This window comes from uncultured Thermanaerothrix sp., assembly GCF_938028735.1.
Lineage (GTDB): Bacteria > Chloroflexota > Anaerolineae > Anaerolineales > Anaerolineaceae > Thermanaerothrix.
In genome coordinates this window covers 23,065-40,563 of the sequence record NZ_CALIMF010000023.1, presented here as the reverse complement: position 1 = coordinate 40,563, position 17,499 = coordinate 23,065, and the positions used below count along the sequence as shown (strand labels likewise).

The 17,499-nt window shown below is 61.5% G+C and carries 12 protein-coding genes; 6 read left to right on the top strand and 6 right to left on the bottom strand.

What is annotated here, in order from left to right:
• The first annotated feature begins 54 nt into the window (after positions 1-54).
• On the top strand, positions 55-966 hold the full coding sequence (locus Q0721_RS10830; RefSeq protein WP_299029661.1) for a cation diffusion facilitator family transporter: 912 nt from the start codon (positions 55-57) through the stop codon (positions 964-966).
• Between the two features lie 47 nt (positions 967-1,013).
• Here Q0721_RS10830 and Q0721_RS10825 read toward each other — a convergent pair whose 3' ends face one another.
• From Q0721_RS10825 to Q0721_RS10800, 6 genes are all read right to left on the bottom strand, one after another.
• Positions 1,014-1,589, bottom strand: coding sequence for a thioredoxin family protein (locus Q0721_RS10825; RefSeq protein ID WP_299029658.1), 576 nt, complete (start codon positions 1,587-1,589; stop codon positions 1,014-1,016).
• Positions 1,576-2,028, bottom strand: coding sequence for a hypothetical protein (locus Q0721_RS10820; RefSeq protein WP_299029655.1), 453 nt, complete (start codon positions 2,026-2,028; stop codon positions 1,576-1,578). Before Q0721_RS10820 ends, Q0721_RS10825 begins: the two co-directional genes overlap by 14 nt.
• Before the next feature lie 22 nt (positions 2,029-2,050).
• Entirely contained in the window at positions 2,051-2,728 is a 678-nt protein-coding gene (locus Q0721_RS10815) for a cytochrome c biogenesis protein CcdA (protein WP_299029652.1), read from the bottom strand.
• The gene (locus Q0721_RS10810) at positions 2,725-3,198 is read right to left on the bottom strand and encodes a thioredoxin family protein (protein ID WP_299029650.1); all 474 of its coding nucleotides are present in this window, start codon (positions 3,196-3,198) and stop codon (positions 2,725-2,727) included. Before Q0721_RS10810 ends, Q0721_RS10815 begins: the two co-directional genes overlap by 4 nt.
• Positions 3,199-3,283: 85 nt before the next feature.
• Positions 3,284-6,130 (bottom strand): transglycosylase domain-containing protein, encoded by a 2,847-nt coding sequence (locus Q0721_RS10805; protein WP_299029647.1) that lies wholly within the window; start codon positions 6,128-6,130, stop codon positions 3,284-3,286.
• A gap of 9 nt (positions 6,131-6,139) precedes the next feature.
• The gene (locus Q0721_RS10800) at positions 6,140-8,008 is read right to left on the bottom strand and encodes a tetratricopeptide repeat protein (RefSeq protein ID WP_299029644.1); all 1,869 of its coding nucleotides are present in this window, start codon (positions 8,006-8,008) and stop codon (positions 6,140-6,142) included.
• Positions 8,009-8,201: 193 nt separating this feature from the next.
• Between Q0721_RS10800 and Q0721_RS10795 the strand changes: the two genes are divergently transcribed.
• The 5 genes from Q0721_RS10795 to Q0721_RS10775 all read left to right on the top strand — a co-directional run bounded on the left by Q0721_RS10795 (position 8,202) and on the right by Q0721_RS10775 (position 17,483).
• Positions 8,202-8,903, top strand: a complete 702-nt coding sequence (locus tag Q0721_RS10795; RefSeq protein ID WP_299029641.1) for a TadE/TadG family type IV pilus assembly protein — start codon at positions 8,202-8,204, stop codon at positions 8,901-8,903.
• A gap of 1 nt (position 8,904) precedes the next feature.
• Positions 8,905-10,725 carry a vWA domain-containing protein gene (locus Q0721_RS10790; RefSeq protein WP_299029638.1) on the top strand — a complete coding sequence of 607 codons (1,821 nt, stop codon included), beginning with the start codon at positions 8,905-8,907 and terminating at the stop codon, positions 10,723-10,725.
• 92 nt (positions 10,726-10,817) lie between these two features.
• On the top strand, positions 10,818-13,022 hold the full coding sequence (locus Q0721_RS10785) for a TadE/TadG family type IV pilus assembly protein (protein ID WP_299029635.1): 2,205 nt from the start codon (positions 10,818-10,820) through the stop codon (positions 13,020-13,022).
• A gap of 90 nt (positions 13,023-13,112) precedes the next feature.
• Entirely contained in the window at positions 13,113-13,892 is a 780-nt protein-coding gene (locus tag Q0721_RS10780) for a CPBP family glutamic-type intramembrane protease (protein ID WP_299029632.1), read from the top strand.
• Between the two features lie 93 nt (positions 13,893-13,985).
• Positions 13,986-17,483 (top strand): transglycosylase domain-containing protein, encoded by a 3,498-nt coding sequence (locus Q0721_RS10775; RefSeq protein WP_299029629.1) that lies wholly within the window; start codon positions 13,986-13,988, stop codon positions 17,481-17,483.
• Positions 17,484-17,499 lie beyond the last annotated feature (16 nt).

Below are 17,499 nucleotides of genomic sequence, written 5' to 3'. Positions count from 1 at the left end.
AATAAACGGACATTTTGGGAGGGAGCATCCCCCTAAGGAATGGGGCAAATAAAAATGCATAACCATGCTATAGAACACAACAGCAAGAAGTTATTCATTGCACTCGCTCTGACAGGACTAATTTTCATCGCCGAATTTGGCGGGGGTTTATGGACTGGCAGTCTGGCGCTGATTTCCGATGCTGCACATGTCTTCATGGACGCGTTCGCCCTGGGATTGAGCTATCTGGCACTGCGTGCCGCCACTCTTCCAGCCGATGACCGTCATACCTACGGTTACCATCGTATGCAAGTACTGGCTGCGCTGGCGAATGGCGCAACCTTGCTGTTCATTTCGTTTGAGATTCTCAAAGAAGCGCTCACTCGCTTTCAAAGCCCGGAACCGATTCTAGCCGGCCCTATGTTGCTCATTGCCGTAGCCGGTTTGGGGGTGAATATTGTGGTTGCCCTAGTGTTGCGCGAGCATGACCCCGCCGACTTAAACACCCGCGCTGCATTTTTACATGTACTGGGGGATGCCTTGGCCTCGGTGGGCGTGATTGGGGCTGGCATTGCGATCTATTTGACAGGACAATTGTGGATTGATCCCTTGGTCAGCGTGCTGATCAGCCTCCTGATCCTATTCAGTTCCGGTCGCTTACTGAAAGAGACGGTGCATATTTTAGCGGAAGGAATGCCAGAAGGCATGACCGCCTCGGCTGTCGCTGAGAGCATGAAATCGGTTGCCGGAGTTTTAGAGGTTCACGATCTGCATATCTGGACGGTCAGCCCAGGATATGTTGCTCTCAGCGCGCATGTTGTTCTGGAAAATCAGACGCTTGCCCAAACCGAACGGATCATGAGGGAGTTAAAAGACAAGTTGGATCAACAGTATGAGATTGAGCATACTACCATCCAATTCGAATGTGCCAACTGCGGCCAGGGATCAGTCGTTTGCCTTCAGGCGCAAGGAGCCGGCACAGTTTGAAACCGTGTCAAGCAATTGGGCCTATACGCTAAAGAAACCAAACCGCCTTAGGGTTCGTCCATCCATGGCCACATGCGCGCTTCGAGACTTTGGGGGTACCGTTCCAGAATCTCGCGCATGGCGCCGCGAAAACTACTTTTTTCTTTACCGATTAGGTACTCGGCCATCCCCCGAACCAACAACAGGGTGGCGGCCCGAGGGTTTTCGGGGAAACGCGCCAGCCCATCGTCCATGAGATCAATCACCTCGAAGTAACGGCCGCGCGGCAGATCCAACGCTGCCTTGCCCAAACGCAGCAGTACGCGAAAATCTTCCACGTTGAGATAGCCATTGAACGAATAGAGCATGTTCCCCCGTGTATTCAAGAAATAGAATGAAGGTGTCCAGTAGGCGGAATAGCGCGAGCGGATGGCGCGATCCCTCAAAATATCGGCACGCAATAGGACGAACCAACGCTGCATCTCTTGACGAACCTGCGCATCGGCGTAGGTTAACGCGTACAACTTTTTGCAGCCCGCACAGTCATCCCGATGAAATTGGAGTAGCACGCCCTTGCCTTCGGTGCGTGCCTGCTGTAAGGCGGTTTCTAAATCGTTTAACCAAACCAGGTCATTCTCGGCCATGCTTCATCTCCCGAATTTTTTGCTCAAAGGTTTTCAAGTCCAGTGGAAGGTCATCTTGGATAACTTCATTCTGCTGGTAAATCACACGGCCGGCTTCGTCCAGCAAAATCAGGGTAGGGGCCCGCTGCACCTTAAACCGCTGGCCTAAGTCTGGATGTCGGTCAAGATTGATTACGATTACTGGCACCGATGAGCGTGCTTCCTCTGGCCAGACCTCCACCTGCCGTTCTGCGGCCTTGTACACGTTCAATGCGCATTCACAACCGCGGTATCGGTTAAACAGTAACAAGACCGGTTGAGGGGGGATTTCTACCGGCGTTACGGGAGAAAACCAGTCCTCCTGCCACGCTTTGAGGCCCAGGACTACGCCGATTAACACCAAAACCATTCCCCCCACGAGCATTCGCTGATGAACATTCCTCTTCTGGCCCTCGGCCATCTGCTACCTCGTGCCAACCGGCTCAGGCAATATATAAGAAGTATAACCCAACGCCTATTAAGATCGTACCGGCTATCTTTTCCAGCGATGAGGCATATGGTGCCATCGCGCGAAGACCCTTTAGCACGCCGGTGAAGGTGCCAGCAAGGACAATCGGCACGCCGCGTCCCATTGCGTAGATGAAAAGTAATAAAGCCCCATAGAGGAGACCGGTTTTTTCGGCCATCACATAGGTTAGGATGGCAGCCAGTACAGGTGTAGCGCATTGAGACGCCACCAAGCCTGAGACCAGGCCCAGCAACAAAGCCCCGCTTAGGCCTCGGGCGGTTACTTTTTCACGCAGGCTGCCAAACCAATCCGGCAGGGTAAACTGGAAGACTCCCAGCATCTGCAAGCCGATAAAAAAGCAAACAGCGGCAACTAGGTAATACCAAAAGCGCGTGGTACCGCCCAAAAGCCCGCCGATCAGCGCGGCGGCCACCCCCAGCAGCACAAAGGTGATCGCCAGACCCGTTGCAAAAACAAATGAAATGGTGAATGCTTGGCGCCGTGTGATCTGAGTGCTGCCCCCGATTACTCCCACAATGAGTGGAATCATGGCTACATTGCAAGGGCCAATGCTGGTCAGCACTCCACCCAAGAAGACCAGGACGTACCCAATTAAGGAAGTGGGTTGTAAGAGAGTTGGATCAAGATTCATCGGGGTTCTTCCGCGAGTTGTTGTAATTCTTGCTGCAATTGTTCTTTGCTCATCACGCCAAGAAACACTTTGCCGCGGCCGTCCTGGCCAATAAAAATCTGGGTTGGAATGCTAAGAATACGTGCCCGCCGCAACAAGTTTTGATTGGCAGGATCATATACATTGACATCTACCAGAGCCACCTTTTCTTGAAAAGGCGGATACACTTCATCCACCAACTTCATCATCTCAATGCAGGAATGGCAATCGGTCGAGTGGAAGAAGGCCAACATTGGTTTCTGTTGCTGTAAGTTTCGGTCGAACTGAGCTTCTGCGGGCTCATCAAGCCCCGGTTGGGCCGATGGATTTTGATGCTTAACCCACAAAAGGATTCCCACGAGCCCAATCACTACGGCCAAAATCACCCAGCGGCTGGTTTTTGAAGAGAGCGGTGCATGTCCCGAACGGGGGTGGGGGTGTATGTTCGGCATGTTGAGTTATTCCCTATCCTTCAGGAGTTTACCAATTGGGTTTAGCGGTGTCAATGCTGCGCGTTCAGCACCCTTTGCGCCCGGGTTAGCGCACGCGGAAATGGACCTTGCCTGAAGAAGCGCGGTTGCCGGCGAGGTCTTCGGCCACCACTTCCAGGGTGTGTTCGCCGCGGGTGGCGTTCCAGATCAGGATGTAGGGAGGAGTGCGGCTCTCACCCACCTCACGTCCATCCACCCGCCAGACCAGGCGGTGTACGCCGTAGGCATCGCTGGCCTCAGCGTACAGGCTCAGCCGTCCGTTCGCGGGCAGCAGCAGGCTGGTATTGGGGGTAGGAAGGCGCACTTGTACCTGGGGCGGGGTGTTGTCTACCGTCACTTGGAGCAGGGCGATCTCAACGCGCTGATCCAGATGCACGAGCGATAGGCGCAGGATGTAGAGGCCATCGGGCAGGCCGGTCGTGTCCCAGGTGGCCAATGCTCCCTCCTCCACCGGCCCGCGGCTGGCCGGGGTGAGGGTCACCCAGGTGCGTGGGTTGAGCCCCTCGCCCACTTGAACGCGGTAATCAGCGAAATCGGGGGCGCTGGCGGTGCCGCGCAGGGTGACCGTGCCGCGCACGTAGGCAAACGGCGCAGGCTGGGTAAAGTGCACCTGTGGGTTGGCAGTGGGGTTCGGGATGTTATCGTACTGGGTGGGGGGCAGTGGCAAGCCGGCTTGCGCCGCCCACGCGCTGGCTTCCGGTGGTACGACTAGGTAAACGCGTTCCTCCACCAGTTCCGGCGGGGTGAAGGCGGTGGCGAGACGCCCGGTCTCACGGTTGATCGAGTAACGACGGTAGAGTGTGTCGTACTGGGTGGGCTGGTTTTCGCTGAGGAAGATCTCGCGCACTACCTGGGGGCAATCAGCCGTAGGGAGCAATCCGGAAGGATCGCACACATTTACCAGCGCCAGCCCCGGCGGGATTGACCAATCGGTGGCCGGCGTATCGCGGTGCAGGTCGCGCATCAGACCATGCCACAGCGTGGCGGCCAGGCGGGGGTTGAGCGGCGCGCCCTCGGCGCCGGAGCGGTAGCCCACCCACACGGCTACCAGGTAGTGAGGTGTGTACCCCACCGCCCAAACCGTCTGCCCATCGGCTACCTGGCCCAGTTTGGCCGCCGCCGGGCGCCCTAGGTCGAGCCAATCTGGACTGCCGAGGCGCTGACGACGGGCTTCGCCGTCGCTGAGCACGTGGTGCACCAGGTAGGCCAGTTGGGCGCTGATCAGCGGACGTACCTGCCCCGACTCACCTTGCATCCACAATGTTCCATCGTACCCTTCCACGCGGCGCAGGGCTAGGGGCTGCGCTTCTGGCCAACCCGGCAGACGGTAGCCCAGCCCCAGGGTGGCTAAGGGTAGGTACATCTGAGCTACTTCCGGGAGGGTGAGGGGGGCGCCGTGGGTGAGGAAAGGGGCGGCATCACTGGATGTCAGGGTCAGGGGCACCCCCAGCGCGCGGACGGTCTGCACCACGGTGGGCACGCCAAGTTGTTCCAGCAAGCGGGTCAGGGCGCCCATATCGTCGCCGGCCAGTGCCAGGCGCAGGCGTTCCGGGCCGTGGTAGTGTGCGGCGGTCAGGGTGGCTTCCTCTGATGCAGGAGGAACGTCCCACACCAGGCTAGCCGGGCTCATCCCGCGAGCAAACGCCGCGAGCGCCAGGAAGGGGGTGAGCAGGCTACCGGTGGGGCGGCGGCTCAGGCTGGAGGCTGGCTGGCCACGGGCGTCCATCTCCACCAGCGCGAGCATCTCGCCACGGGTTACATCCACTACCACGGCGCCGCCGGCCAGGTCCTCGGGCTGCGCAGGCCAGAGTGCGCTGGGCAGGGTAGGCAGGTCGCGGGTGGCTTCACAGGTGGCCCCCTCGGCGGCTGGGGCTCCCAGGCTCTGGAAATAAGCGCCCAAGACACACCTCACTTGCTGCTGCAAACCCTCGTCCAGGGTAGTGAGCAGGCGCAACCCGCCGCGTTCTAGCACTTCTGGCGGAAAGGTTGCGGCCAGGGCGCCCTGCACCTGGTGGACGAAGGCATCGGTTGAGGTTGGGGGGGCCTCACGGCGCGGCAGCAGAGCGGGGGCATGCTGATGGGCCTGCTCGTAGGTAGGCAGGTCAATCACCCCGGCGCTCAGCAGGCGCTCCAGGACCTGCTGCTGGCGCTCCAGCGCGCCTTCGGGGGTATCCAGGGGATTGAGCGCGGGGCTTTCCAGCGCGGCCAGGAGTAGAGCCACCTCGCCCGCATCCAAATGGGTGGCCGGCTTGCCCAGGTAACGCCGTGCCGCGGCTTCAGCGCCGTAAGTCTGAGGACCGAAACGAGCACTGTTAAGGAAGCCTGCCAGCACCTGCGCCCGTCCGTAACGCGTGACCGCCTGCCAGGCCAGCAGGCGCATGCGCAAAGTTCGGCGCAGGGAGGGCGGTTCGCGCCAGAGCAACAAGTCACTCACCAGGCGCTCGGCGAGAGTTTGGGGAGCGGGATTCAGGGTGAGGGCGAAGCCCGGGCTGGTCCAGAAATCGGGTTGAAGGAGGGCCAGGGTGGCCTGTACCAGGAGCGGGCTATAGGCTTCCGCCGTGCTGGGGTCCACACTGCGGAAGGTGCGTGCGCCCACGCCACCATCCAGAGCGGCCAGTAGGTGGGTGCCGGTGCGGTCGTAGAAGCGGGTGGGCTGGGTGAGCGTCCCCGCGGTGGACGCCAGTAGGGTCTCCAGGGACTCGATGGGGGGCAAATCGGCAGTGAGTGCGGTGTAGCCCAAGGCTAGCACGAGGCTGAGCAGGGCCAACGTGAGGCTAAGCAGTAGCGTCAATCCGCTGCCTATCCGCAGAGTGTAGTGATCGGCGCGGCGCCGTTGGGCAGTCTGACGCCGCCGACGGACTTTGAGCCAGTGCTGCACCCACAGCGCGCGCATGGGTGGCCCTCAGCGAATGGCGGTGGCCGCATAGGTGGGGGTGACCTGCGGCGGGGTGCTGGTGAGGGTGAGGGAACGCAGTGGGGTGGCGGTGGGAGTGGCCAAGCGGGCCAGAGCAGCCTGCGCTTGAGTGCGCCAGGTGGCCGGCATGGCCGTCTCAGGTAGGGCTAGCAGACGCTGCCAATCCGCATAGGCAGCGCGGGGGTCAAGGGGTTCGACGGCTTGCGCGCGCCAGTAGTAGACGGCCGCCTTGTCTGCCGCGCTGCGTGCCAGCCCTTCGCTTTTGCTCAACTGCATGTAGGCATCGCCATAGGCCTGTAACCCCAGCAAGGCGCGCCCGCGCCCCAGGCTGGCCGCAAATGAGCGCGGGTTGAGGTTTAGCGCCTGTTTGAAGTCCTCCAGGGCCGCCGTGTTGTTGCTGGCCTGCAGGTTCACCTCGCCGCGTTGCAACCACAGCGTCAGGTTCAGACGGTCAGCGGCCAGCGCACGGTCGAGCAGGGCTAGCGCCTCGTCCGCGCGCCCCTCGCGGGCATAAGCCTGGGCCAGCCAGCCCAGCGCCTCCACATCCGCGGAAGGTGGGCCGTAGGTCAGGTACACCTCCAGGGGAGGGATGGCTTGCGCGGGCTGATCCTGGAGCAGGTAAATCTGCCCCAGCAAGCGGTAAGCCGGCAGTAGCGTCACATCGCGCCGTAAGGCTTCCTGCACCTGGCGCAGGGCCTCATCCAGGTCGTTGGATTGCAAGGCGAGCCAGCCGCGGTAGTAGGCCACCAGCGGGGACTCCGGCAGTTGTGTGGCCGCCTGCTCGATTTGGCGGGTGGCTGCGGCGAGGTCGCCCTGCTCGGCTGCCAACCTAGCCAGTTCCAAGCGGGCCTCGGCCAGGTTGGGATCGAGGCGCAGGGCTTCTTCTAGGTTGCGGCGGGCTTCTTGTTCGGGGTTGGGCGCGCTTTGGAGCAGCGCGCGGGCCCGCCCCAGGTAAGCCGGAGCGTAGGTTTTATCGGTTTGGATGGCCTGGTTGTAGGCTTGGAGGGCCTGGCTGTAAGCTCCTTGGCTGAGGTAAATATCCCCGATCAGGGTATAGATATCGGCGGCGGGCTGGATCTGAGCGGCCTGATCAAGGTACTGGATGGCGCGGTTATAATCGCCGCGCTCAAAGGCGCGCAGGCCCAGGCTGTAGGCTTCGATGATCGGGTGAGGGGTGCGCCCGTAGGCTGGGGTGGGGGTGTAGGTAGCGGCGAGAGCGGCCCACGGCGGGGTAATGGTAGGGGTGAAGGCGGGGTTAGGGGTGGCGGCCGTCTGCGCAGCGGGCAGGGGGGTGGCGGTGGGCAGGGGCTGGAATGAGATCACCGGGCGGGTGGGCTGGGCGCGCTGGCGTAGCCGGTTGACGCTGAAAACGCCCAGGGTGACCAGAGCGGCGACCAGGATGACCAGCCCGGCGTAGAGGGCAACGCGCCGCCACAGATGGTGGGTGACTTCATCGCGGGGTTTCTCCAGGTCAACCTGCCAGGTGCGGCGCTGCAATGCTGCCGGGGCCACCAGGCGCTCATCGTGGGGCAAAGCCCCCATGAGGATCAAACCGCGCCGGGCGTCCAAGTTATCGGGGTCCAGGCGCAGGACCTCGCGCAGGCAGTAGAGGCGCTCTTTGGGCGTCTCCACGGCGGCGCTCATCCACAGCCAGTACTCGGGCTGGTTGGGGGCGCGGCGCAGCAACCGTGTCAGCAGGTCACGGGCGCGGGCGCGCTGCCCCTGCGCCAGGGCGGTGCGCACTTCCTCGAGGATCTTCTCGTCGGCCATCCTGGTGAAAAGTGTAGCACAGCCCGTCCTCAGGGGCAAGGTGAAGCGCGCTGCTTCCTGTGCCAGCGCGGGTGGTGCAGCAAGCACCGTGTAGAGGCTTGATTGTGAAAATGAGATGAAAAAATGGTGATAAAACCATGACAGCCACCTTACAGAATCCTAAGAATGGCTTGACAGACAGGCCGGCTTTCGGATAATGTAAAAACAGGCCGCACTGGCGGAACAGCCCAGGCGGGTAATGGGATGGACCGATCTGCAAAACTTTACGGAGAAGGTCAGAGTGAGGCTATCTTTAGGGCGTGTTCGATTTTCCCAACCGCGCGGCCAGTCGTTTATTGAACTGGCCTTGGTGTTACCTGTTCTGCTGATTCTGCTGCTGGGGGTGGTGGAGGTGGCTTTTTTCATTGGGCGCTACCTCGACCTGCTCGACCTCACCCGTGAGGCAGCGCGTTTTGCCTCGGTGCGCGATCCCTTCCAGACCGCTCATAATGGCACGCGCTCGTGTAGCAATCCGGAATACTACGATTTCTGGTTCACCACCTCCTGCATTTTTTCGCCCCCACAAGGGTCAACCCTGTGTACCGACCCCAATTTCTGCAACGGGATGAATCCTTTCGTCTACCTCAACCCTGCCACCGATGATGTGGTCATTTCGGTTTACACCGTCTCCGGAAACGTGGTGAGCGATGTGCACCCGAAGCCACAGGGATTCTACTCCCTCTACGGGAATTGGAACAAGGATTGTCAGGGCAATATTGTGCGCACCACCCCCCATTTCACCCGGGAGGTCGTTCAAAGCTTGCTTTCGGATTATTCCACCCCCAATAAAGGCTTTGTAGCCGTTGAGGTCTATTATTGCCATGAGCAGATGCTCAAGCTCCCCATTTTTACCGCCTTTGTGCCGGATCCGTTCCAGGCGATTGCCTACACCATTATGCCCCTGCCGGCTGCCCAACCCACTCCTACTCAAGGAGCGCCTTGAGATGAACCTTTCTCGTCCACGTGGTCAAATCCTGGTCGTTTTCGCCATTACCCTGCTGGCGCTCGTCTTTTTTGTGGGCCTGGCCATTGATGCGGGTTCCCTCTATGTGACCTACGGGCACCTGAAGCGCGCAGTAGATGCGGCGTCGGTGGCGGCGGCCAATTCGTTCAAACGCGGTGAGGTTAACCGCAACCCGGATGGCAGCATGGACCTGACCCGCATGATCGGTTCGGCGGAGGAAGCCCTGGAACTGCATAACTTGGATATGAGCCAAGTGGATCTGGTGGTGCGTATTTGTGATGCCGATGGTATCCTCGGCCCTGATCCCGATTTGCAGACCGTAGCGCCGTTCTTTTACACCCGTTGCCCGGATACTCTGCGTGGCGAGGCAGCGCGCCGCCTGGTGTACGTGCGGGCAACCCAGCATGCGCCGTTGTACTTCCTGAGCCTGATGGGGTTTGGTAGCATTCCCCTGACTACCGACACCATCTCTGAAGCCGCTTCGGTCGACCTAGTCATTGCGATTGATATCTCTGAATCCATGGCCGAAGGCACCCCGGGTTTCGGCCCCGACTACGACCCGGATGGGCCAGGTGGCTGTAACCTCAACAATTCGTGCAAGGCCCTGCGCGACGCCAAGGAGGCTGCCAAAGCGCTGGTGGATAAGCTTTATGATGGGTACGACCGCGTGGGGCTGGTGACCTTCGACTCCCAGGCGGTGATCTACCCCATCCTGGATAAAAACGGCCAGTTGGTCATGATGAGTGACGACCTGGAGCAGGTGAAGGCGGCCATTGACCGCATCAAACTACACGATGACCCACCTTTTGGTAAGTTGTGGGCGCCCTGGCGGAATTACAAACTGTACAACCCAGTTAACCCTGAAGATCTGGATGGCGATGGCAGCGATTATGACGACCCGGCAAAACTGGGCTACACGTGCCCGCCGATGACCGACCCGCGCGTGGCGGATCGCTGGTGGAGCACCGATGAGGGAGCGCCAAATCCCTTTGGCGTCGGTGGGGTGCCGTGCGATGACAACGGTAAACTGGACGCATTTGATTGGGACGGCGATGGGGTCTTCACCCAGGCCGATCACGATGCCAGTATGGCCTATTATGATAAGGAGCGGGCCAAGTACGGAGTGCCGGGACTGAAACCCTCGTTGTCTTTCCTCTCCACCTGCACAGGGTGTGGCATCCGCGCCGCTACGCGCGTTTTTGAAGATGCCCGCCCCGATAGCATTTGGGTGCTGGTGCTTCTCTCAGATGGGTTTGCCAATCTTAGCGATACCTACGGCAGCGGCGGCACCAGCCCCGGCGACACGCCCAACACCGGTGGTGCCGTCCCCGCGGTTTATCCCAACGGCTTCTGCAACGGTAAATTGAACCAGGGCTGGTGGCCGGGTATGTGTAGAGATAACTCGCTGACGCCCCGCTACTGCATTGATGTTGATCCGGCGACATGCCCACCGGGAACTACCTGGGTGCTTCAGAACCCCGAGGATTACCGCTATAGCGTCATGGACTACGCCATGGACATGATTGACCAACTGGCGCTGACCAAATCCACCAACCCCCGCGAACCACGTGGCAATGACGTGGCCATTTATGCGATTGGCCTCGGCAATGTGTCTTTGGGGGAGAAATTGTTGCGTTACGCTGCCGCGGTAGGTGATGACGGTGACCGCACCACCGATCCCTGCGCCTCCACTCCCGCCTACCGCAGTTGTGGGCAGTACTACTACACCAGCACCAGCAGTGGCCTGCTTAAGATCTTTGAGGACATTGCATCGCGTATCTACACGCGCATTACCGATTAAGAGGAGGGCTTGGATGGCTTTCAAGATCGGCTTAGGCCCTTGGCGACTTTTCTACCGCATTCATCCCGTTGGCGGGATGGGGGAGGAGAATAATGCGACTTAAACTGCCGTACTTCAGAAAGCGCGCCGCACGCCGCCGCGCCCAGGCGCTGGTGGAATTTGCGCTGGCTTTGCCGTTGCTCTTGTTGCTTGTTTTCGGCATCATTGAGTTCGGGCGTTTTATGCAAGCCTGGCTGGCGCTGGAAAATGGCGCCCGCTTTGGGGTACGCTATGCCGTTACCGGAGCTTATAATCCCGATTATTGTGACGAGGCGGATGCCCTCTTTGGGCTGGGTGATGAGGACTTGGCCGACGGCAAGGTGGATTGCAAGGTGCCGCCCCGCCGGGATTGGAACGGCGACGGCAGGGTGACCAGTGAGGATGACCGCCTGGCCGAGGAAATGACCAACCGCCTGCAGGATTGGGCGCGCCTGCCGTCAATCCGCGATGCAGCGCTGGCCGGCGCCATGGGCATTGCCGCCGCCTTTGATGATTTCGCCATCGCGCAGGATTACTTCGGCTATCTCAGCCATCCGTTCAATTCCTTCAGCACGCAGTACCGCGGGAATCCCAACCGCACTGGCTACTTCGCCATCTCAATCTGCAGTAGCCGCCATTATGATGATGGCAGCCCGCAGTTTGGCTTCCTGACCGCTGAGCGCCTCGACGCGCAGTACCACGGTTACCTGCCGGTGTGCATTGAAATGGACGAGAACGGCAACATTATCCGCTACATGGATGATCCCGGCGGGCCAGGCGACCGCGTGCGTGTGACCCTGACCTACCGCCATGCCTTGATCACGCCCCTGCCCAATGTAGCCGCCCTGTGGACGCCGGGTGCCAACGCCTGGTGGGATGGGCTGCTGGTCAGTGCTCAGCGTGAGGGTATCGTGGAGAAATTCCGTGTCTCACGCGTGACCGGCCTGGCCGGCGCCATCGGCATGGCGGCGACCTTCACCCCCACACCCTCCGAAACCCCTACTGCTACCTCTACGCTGACCCCCACCGAAACGCCCACCAGTACCCCCACTCAAACCAGCACCCCGACGCCCACCCGCACGCCCACCCCCCTGCCGGATTGCTCACTGTTGCAAAACATCGGCGAGGAAAAACTGATGTTCCAACTACTGACCAGTGGGGGCTATGTGCTCGAGTCCCAGTTGCAGAACACGGGGCCCTACCTGATCCAATTTAGCGGGGCGGCGTTGGACTGGAACGGCAACTGGCACAATCAGATGCAGGGACCGCGCCCTGGTCATATCTTCAACTGGTACGCCAACAACAACAACACGACCAAGATTTACGATCCGCCCGATACCGGCACCTATCCCTTTGCCCACACCTTCATCAATCCCAGCAACCAGAACCTAGGCGCGCTGGGCAGCACCTGGTTCAAGTGGGTCTATGGGTCCCCCAATCCTGGCCAGAATACATTTACCTTCTGGATTACGCCCTACGTCAATTCCTACCCAGTGGTCGGTGCCGGCACGCCCACGCCGCGCATGAGCGTGACGCCGGTTGCGGTGGAAGCGCAAAATTTCTACTGGAGCGGCGAATTCAACGGTACCATCTACTACAACCTCATCCCACCCACTCCGGTGCCCACCTTGGCCTGTGATATGAACGTCAGCGGCCTGATGGGTCCTAACATCCAGCCTACGCCGATCATCTCGGGGCTCAATTTCAGCCTGCGTGCCCGTGTGGAAGGGCATCAAGGTAGGGGGGACTGGGATCGCAATATCAGTTATGTGTACTTCTTTGTATATAACAGCGCCGGCAACCTGGTACACTACTTCCGTGATACCGCGCCCATCTACTGCCTCTTTGGTGATAGCGGCGGCCAATGCACGACGCGCCGCGTCGGGATTGATACGTGGTGGCAAGGCGCCTCCAATCGCCCCGGCCAAGTGATCCAGAATGGGACCTACACAGTGGCCATCCTGGCTCGCAACAGCGATGGGCGCCCCAAATCCAACCTGATTTTGACCACATTGGTGCTGCAGGCGCCAACTCCCACACCCACCTACACCCGCACCGTTACGCGTACGCCCACGATTACCTTCACGCCCACGCGCACGTTCACGCCGGCCCCGCCGACCGCAACGCGTACGATCACCCCCACGCGTACGATTACCCCCACGCCCACGATTACGAACACCCCCACGCGTACACCCTCGCCTACCAACACAGTGCGACCCACAGCGACGCGCACGCCCACACCCTGCTTGACCCCGCCTGATATGGGCGGCTGTGGGTAATCCCATCTGATTCCCACCGGGGCGGTTCCACCGGCCTGGGTCTCCCGACCCAAGCACGGTAACCGCCCCGGGCTGCTGGTACGTGCTCTCGTGCCTACCTCCGCTGAGCTGCGCCCCCTGCTGATCTTGCTAGCCCTGTTGCTGGGGTTATTGGGACTGGCACTGAGTGGGTTACGGCAGGTGTTGCGCTGGCTACAATCCCACCCACGCTGGGCGGTGGCGGGGACGTTTGGCTTGGCCTACCTGCTGCCCTGGGGGCTTTACCTGGGGGTGCTGGGGGTCAGCACGCGTCTGAACCCGCAGGCCTTGCCCTGGTCAACGCAGATCCTGATCTTGGGGCAGCCCTGGTTGTACCTGTGGCAGATGCTGGCATTGGCGTTGAGCACGCCGTGGCCGCCCCCGATGACGCTGGCGGGACGCGGATGGGCTTCCCTGCGTTGCCAAGGGGCGGCTTTTCTTGTGGGATTGGGGCTGGGGGGGCTGGGTGGGTTGGGGTATGCGCTACTCCTGGCTGGGTTTGAGGGGCGTTGGCCCGGCGCGGTGGAGCGCCTTCCGGGCCTGCCCCCGCTGGCGCTGGGCCTCTGGCTGGGAATTGGCTTGCTTCTTGCACCGTGGGTGGAAGAGCATTTTTTCCGCGCTACATTGCTCAATGCGGCTGCCGTGCGGTGGGGCCGTCCGCGCGCCGTACTGCTCTCGGCGGCGCTGTTTGCCCTCGGGCAGGGGCGGCCCCTGTTGCTCCTACCAGCTTTCATCCTGGGGCTGGCACTGGGTGGACTGGCGCTACGCCGGGGGTCGTGGGAGGCGGCGGCGTGGGCGCACATGGGCATCAACCTGGTCCTGGGCGGTCTGGCGTGGTACCTGCTGATCTGATCCCCTTCCCCTTTTTCTTGTGTTAGAATGAAGGCAATCTGCGCCGCACGGCAGGAATGGCCTGCTTTGTCGGCGCTGCAGAAGGTAAGGCCTATGAGCGAGAACGAGATGCCCAACCTGGAGGATACCCAACCCACCCGTCCGGGGGAGCGTTTGCGCCGGCTGGTGGCCGCGGCTCAGGAGGAGACTGGCGCCACGGCGTCGCCGCCGCCCCCTGCGGCTGACCCCGAAAAGCCGCCGGTCGAAGCGGCCTCCCCAGCACTACCACCGTCGGCGGCCTCCGAGGCACCGCCTCCAGAGGTGCCCCCAGAGGCAGCCCCGCCGCCCTCCGCAGTCTCACCCACCGCTGAGGCAGGTGTCCAAACCCCATTGGCCTCCTCACCAGCCCCTACCGAGACCCAGGCGCTGCGACATCACCCCACCGGCTTGCCGGAGCGCACCGGCGGGTGGTTTGGCGAGGATCTGTTCCCGCCACAGCCGCCGCCTGCCGATGAACCGGCAGCCCTGTCAACGCCCCCGCGTGAGCCAGTCACTCCATCGCCATCCCCGGGTGAAGCGACGCCCCCGCCCCCCTCGATGGATGAGCAGGCTACGCTACCGCCACCCCCATCCCCGTCGCGCGCCCCGCAACGGGTGGAAATTGTGCCCGATCCTAACCTGACCCGCGTCCGCCAGCCGGGGAGTGTACCGCGTCCCCCCGCTGCCAGTAGCGCCCCCTCCGTCCGTCCGGCGACTTCGACCCCGCCGGCGCGCCCTGCAGGGACACCTTCGCCTTCGCGTCCGGCGGTACCTCCTGGACGCAGTACGGCCTCTCAGCCCCCAACCCAGCCGCCATCTCCATCCGGCAACGGCCGGAAGCGCGCCCTGGGTTGTTTGTTGCGCGCCTTTATCGCCCTGCTCTTTGCTGGCGTGGTGGTGCTCATTGCCATTGGCTCGTTCCTGATCTACCGCTACTTCTCGATTGCGGCCAACCTGCCCAGCGTGGATGACCTGCAGGCGCGCGCCTCGCAGTTTGAGACCACGCGCATTCTCGACCGCAACGGCAACCTGATCTACGAAATTCTTGACCCACGCGCCGGGCGGCGCACCTACGTGCCCCTGGAGAAGATCTCACCCTACCTTATCGCCGCTACGTTGGCCACGGAAGATAAGGAGTTCTACAATCACCCCGGCTTTGACCCCTGGGCGATTGCGCGCGCCCTGTGGCAGAACTACACCACCGGTGAGGTTGTTTCGGGCGCCTCGACCATCACCCAGCAACTGGCGCGGGCGCTGCTGCTTTCACCGGATGAGCGCGCCGAGCGCACGGTTGAGCGCAAGGCCCGCGAGATCGTTCTGGCCGCTGAGATCACCCGTAAATACTCTAAAGAGGAGATCCTTGAACTTTACCTCAATGAGATCTACTACGGCAAACTGGCCTACGGGGTGGAGGCGGCGGCGGAGACTTACTTTCACACCAGTGCCGAGAAGTTAACCCTGGCGCAGGCGGCTTTCCTGGCCGGGCTGCCCCAGTCGCCCGCAGTGTACGATATTGAGACCAACCGTGAGGTCACGCTCAACCGCTTCCGCCAGGTGCTGCGCCTGATGTACGAGATGAGCCAGGAGAAAGGCTGTATTGAGGTCAGCACCAGCCTGCAGCCGGTATGCGTCACGCAGGAAGATGTGGCCTTGGCGGCACGCGAGATGGAAAATTACCAGTACCAGGCGCCGACCAACGTGATGCGCTTCCCTCATTGGGTGGTGTACGTGCGCTCGCTGCTGGAGGCCCAGTACGGCGCGGATGCTATCTACCGTTCGGGCTTCACCGTCTATACGACGTTAGACCCCGACCTGCAGCAGCAGGCCGAGGAGATGGTCAGGCGTCAGATTGCCCAACTGGCCGACCGCCACGTAACCAACGGCGCTTTGGTGGCCCTGCGCCCTACCACCGGCGAGATCCTGGCCATGGTGGGTTCTGCCGATTTCTACAACGAGGCCATCTCCGGCCAGGTCAATATGGCGCTGGCGCCACGCCAGCCCGGTTCGGCCATCAAACCGCTGACCTACGTGGCCGCTTTTGAAAAGGGCTGGACACCTGCCACGCTGATTTGGGACGTGCCGAGCGAGTTTCCGCCTTCTGGCAATCCCAACGACCCGCGCGAGCCCTACCGCCCGGTTAATTACGATGGGCGCTTCCACGGCCCGGTGACGGTGCGTGTGGCGCTGGCCAATTCCTACAACGTGCCAGCGGTCAAGACTCTGCAATTTGTGGGCATTTACGATGACCCCAATACGCCCCAGCCGGATGGCCTGATCAACTTTGCCAAGCGCCTAGGCATTACCACGCTCACCCGTCCTGATTACGGCCTTTCGCTGACCCTGGGTGGGGGCGATGTGAGCCTGCTCGAACTCACCGCGGCCTATGCCGTCTTTGCCAACGGCGGGCGGCGCGTGCCCCCGGTGGCAATCACCAAAATTGTGGATTACAAGGGTAACCTGGTCTATGAATATCAGCCCCCGGCGGGTGATCAGGTGGTGCGCCCGGAGCACGCTTTCCTGATCTCTTCGATCCTTTCAGATAACCAGGCGCGGGCGCCGATGTTCGGCACCAACTCAGTGCTCAACCTGCCCTTCCCAGTGGCGGCCAAGACCGGCACAACCAACGATTTCCGCGATAACTGGACGCTGGGCTATACGCCCGACCTAGCGGTGGGGGTGTGGGTGGGCAATGCCGATTATACGCCGATGCAGAACACCACCGGCCTGACCGGCGCGGCGCCCATCTGGGCCGAGTTTATGCAGGCAGCCATCCAAAAACTGACCGACGGCCGCCCGACCCCCTTCATCCGGCCGGCGGGCGTGGTGGAGAAGATCATCTGCGAGGTTTCGGGCGCTGAACCCTCGGAGTGGTGCCCCTCGCAACGCCTGGAGTACTTTGCCTATGACCAGCCGCCGCTGCCCAAAGAGGACGATCTGTGGAAAAAGGTGGTGATTGATACCTGGACCGGCTTGCGCGCCACCTCGGCCTGTGCCGATTCGATCAAAGAGGTGCTGGCGCTTAACGTTACGGATCCCTTTGCCATCAAGTGGATTCGCGAGACCGCAGAAGGACGGCGCTGGGCCGAACAATACGGCTTCAAGGATCCTATCGTCTTTGTGCCCGAGCGGGAGTGCCGGCCGGGCGACCCGCGCCCATTGCTACTCTTCTCCAATCTGAGCGAGGGGCAGACCATCACCACCAGTCCGTTGGAGATCTACGCCCTGGTGACTGTGCCGGAGCCGTTCCGTGAATTTCGGTTGGAATACGGTCTGGGTGATGATCCCGACGCGTGGACGGCGCTGGCGGTGGGTAACACTAGTGAGAACCAGCCGCGCCTGTTAGCCACCTGGGATTTGCGCGAGGTGCCCGCAGGGCGGGTGACTCTGCGCCTGTATGTTGAGAGCCAGCGCGATACGTATGCCGAAAGGCGCATCCACTTGAACCTCCAAGTGCCGACGCCAACCCCCACGCCCACGCCGACGGCAACGATGACGCCAACCCCGACGCTGACCCCCACGCCCACAGCGCCCCCCTTCCCCCTGCCCAGCGAGACGCCCACCCCGGGGCCGTGAGCCGGGGGGCGGGGGC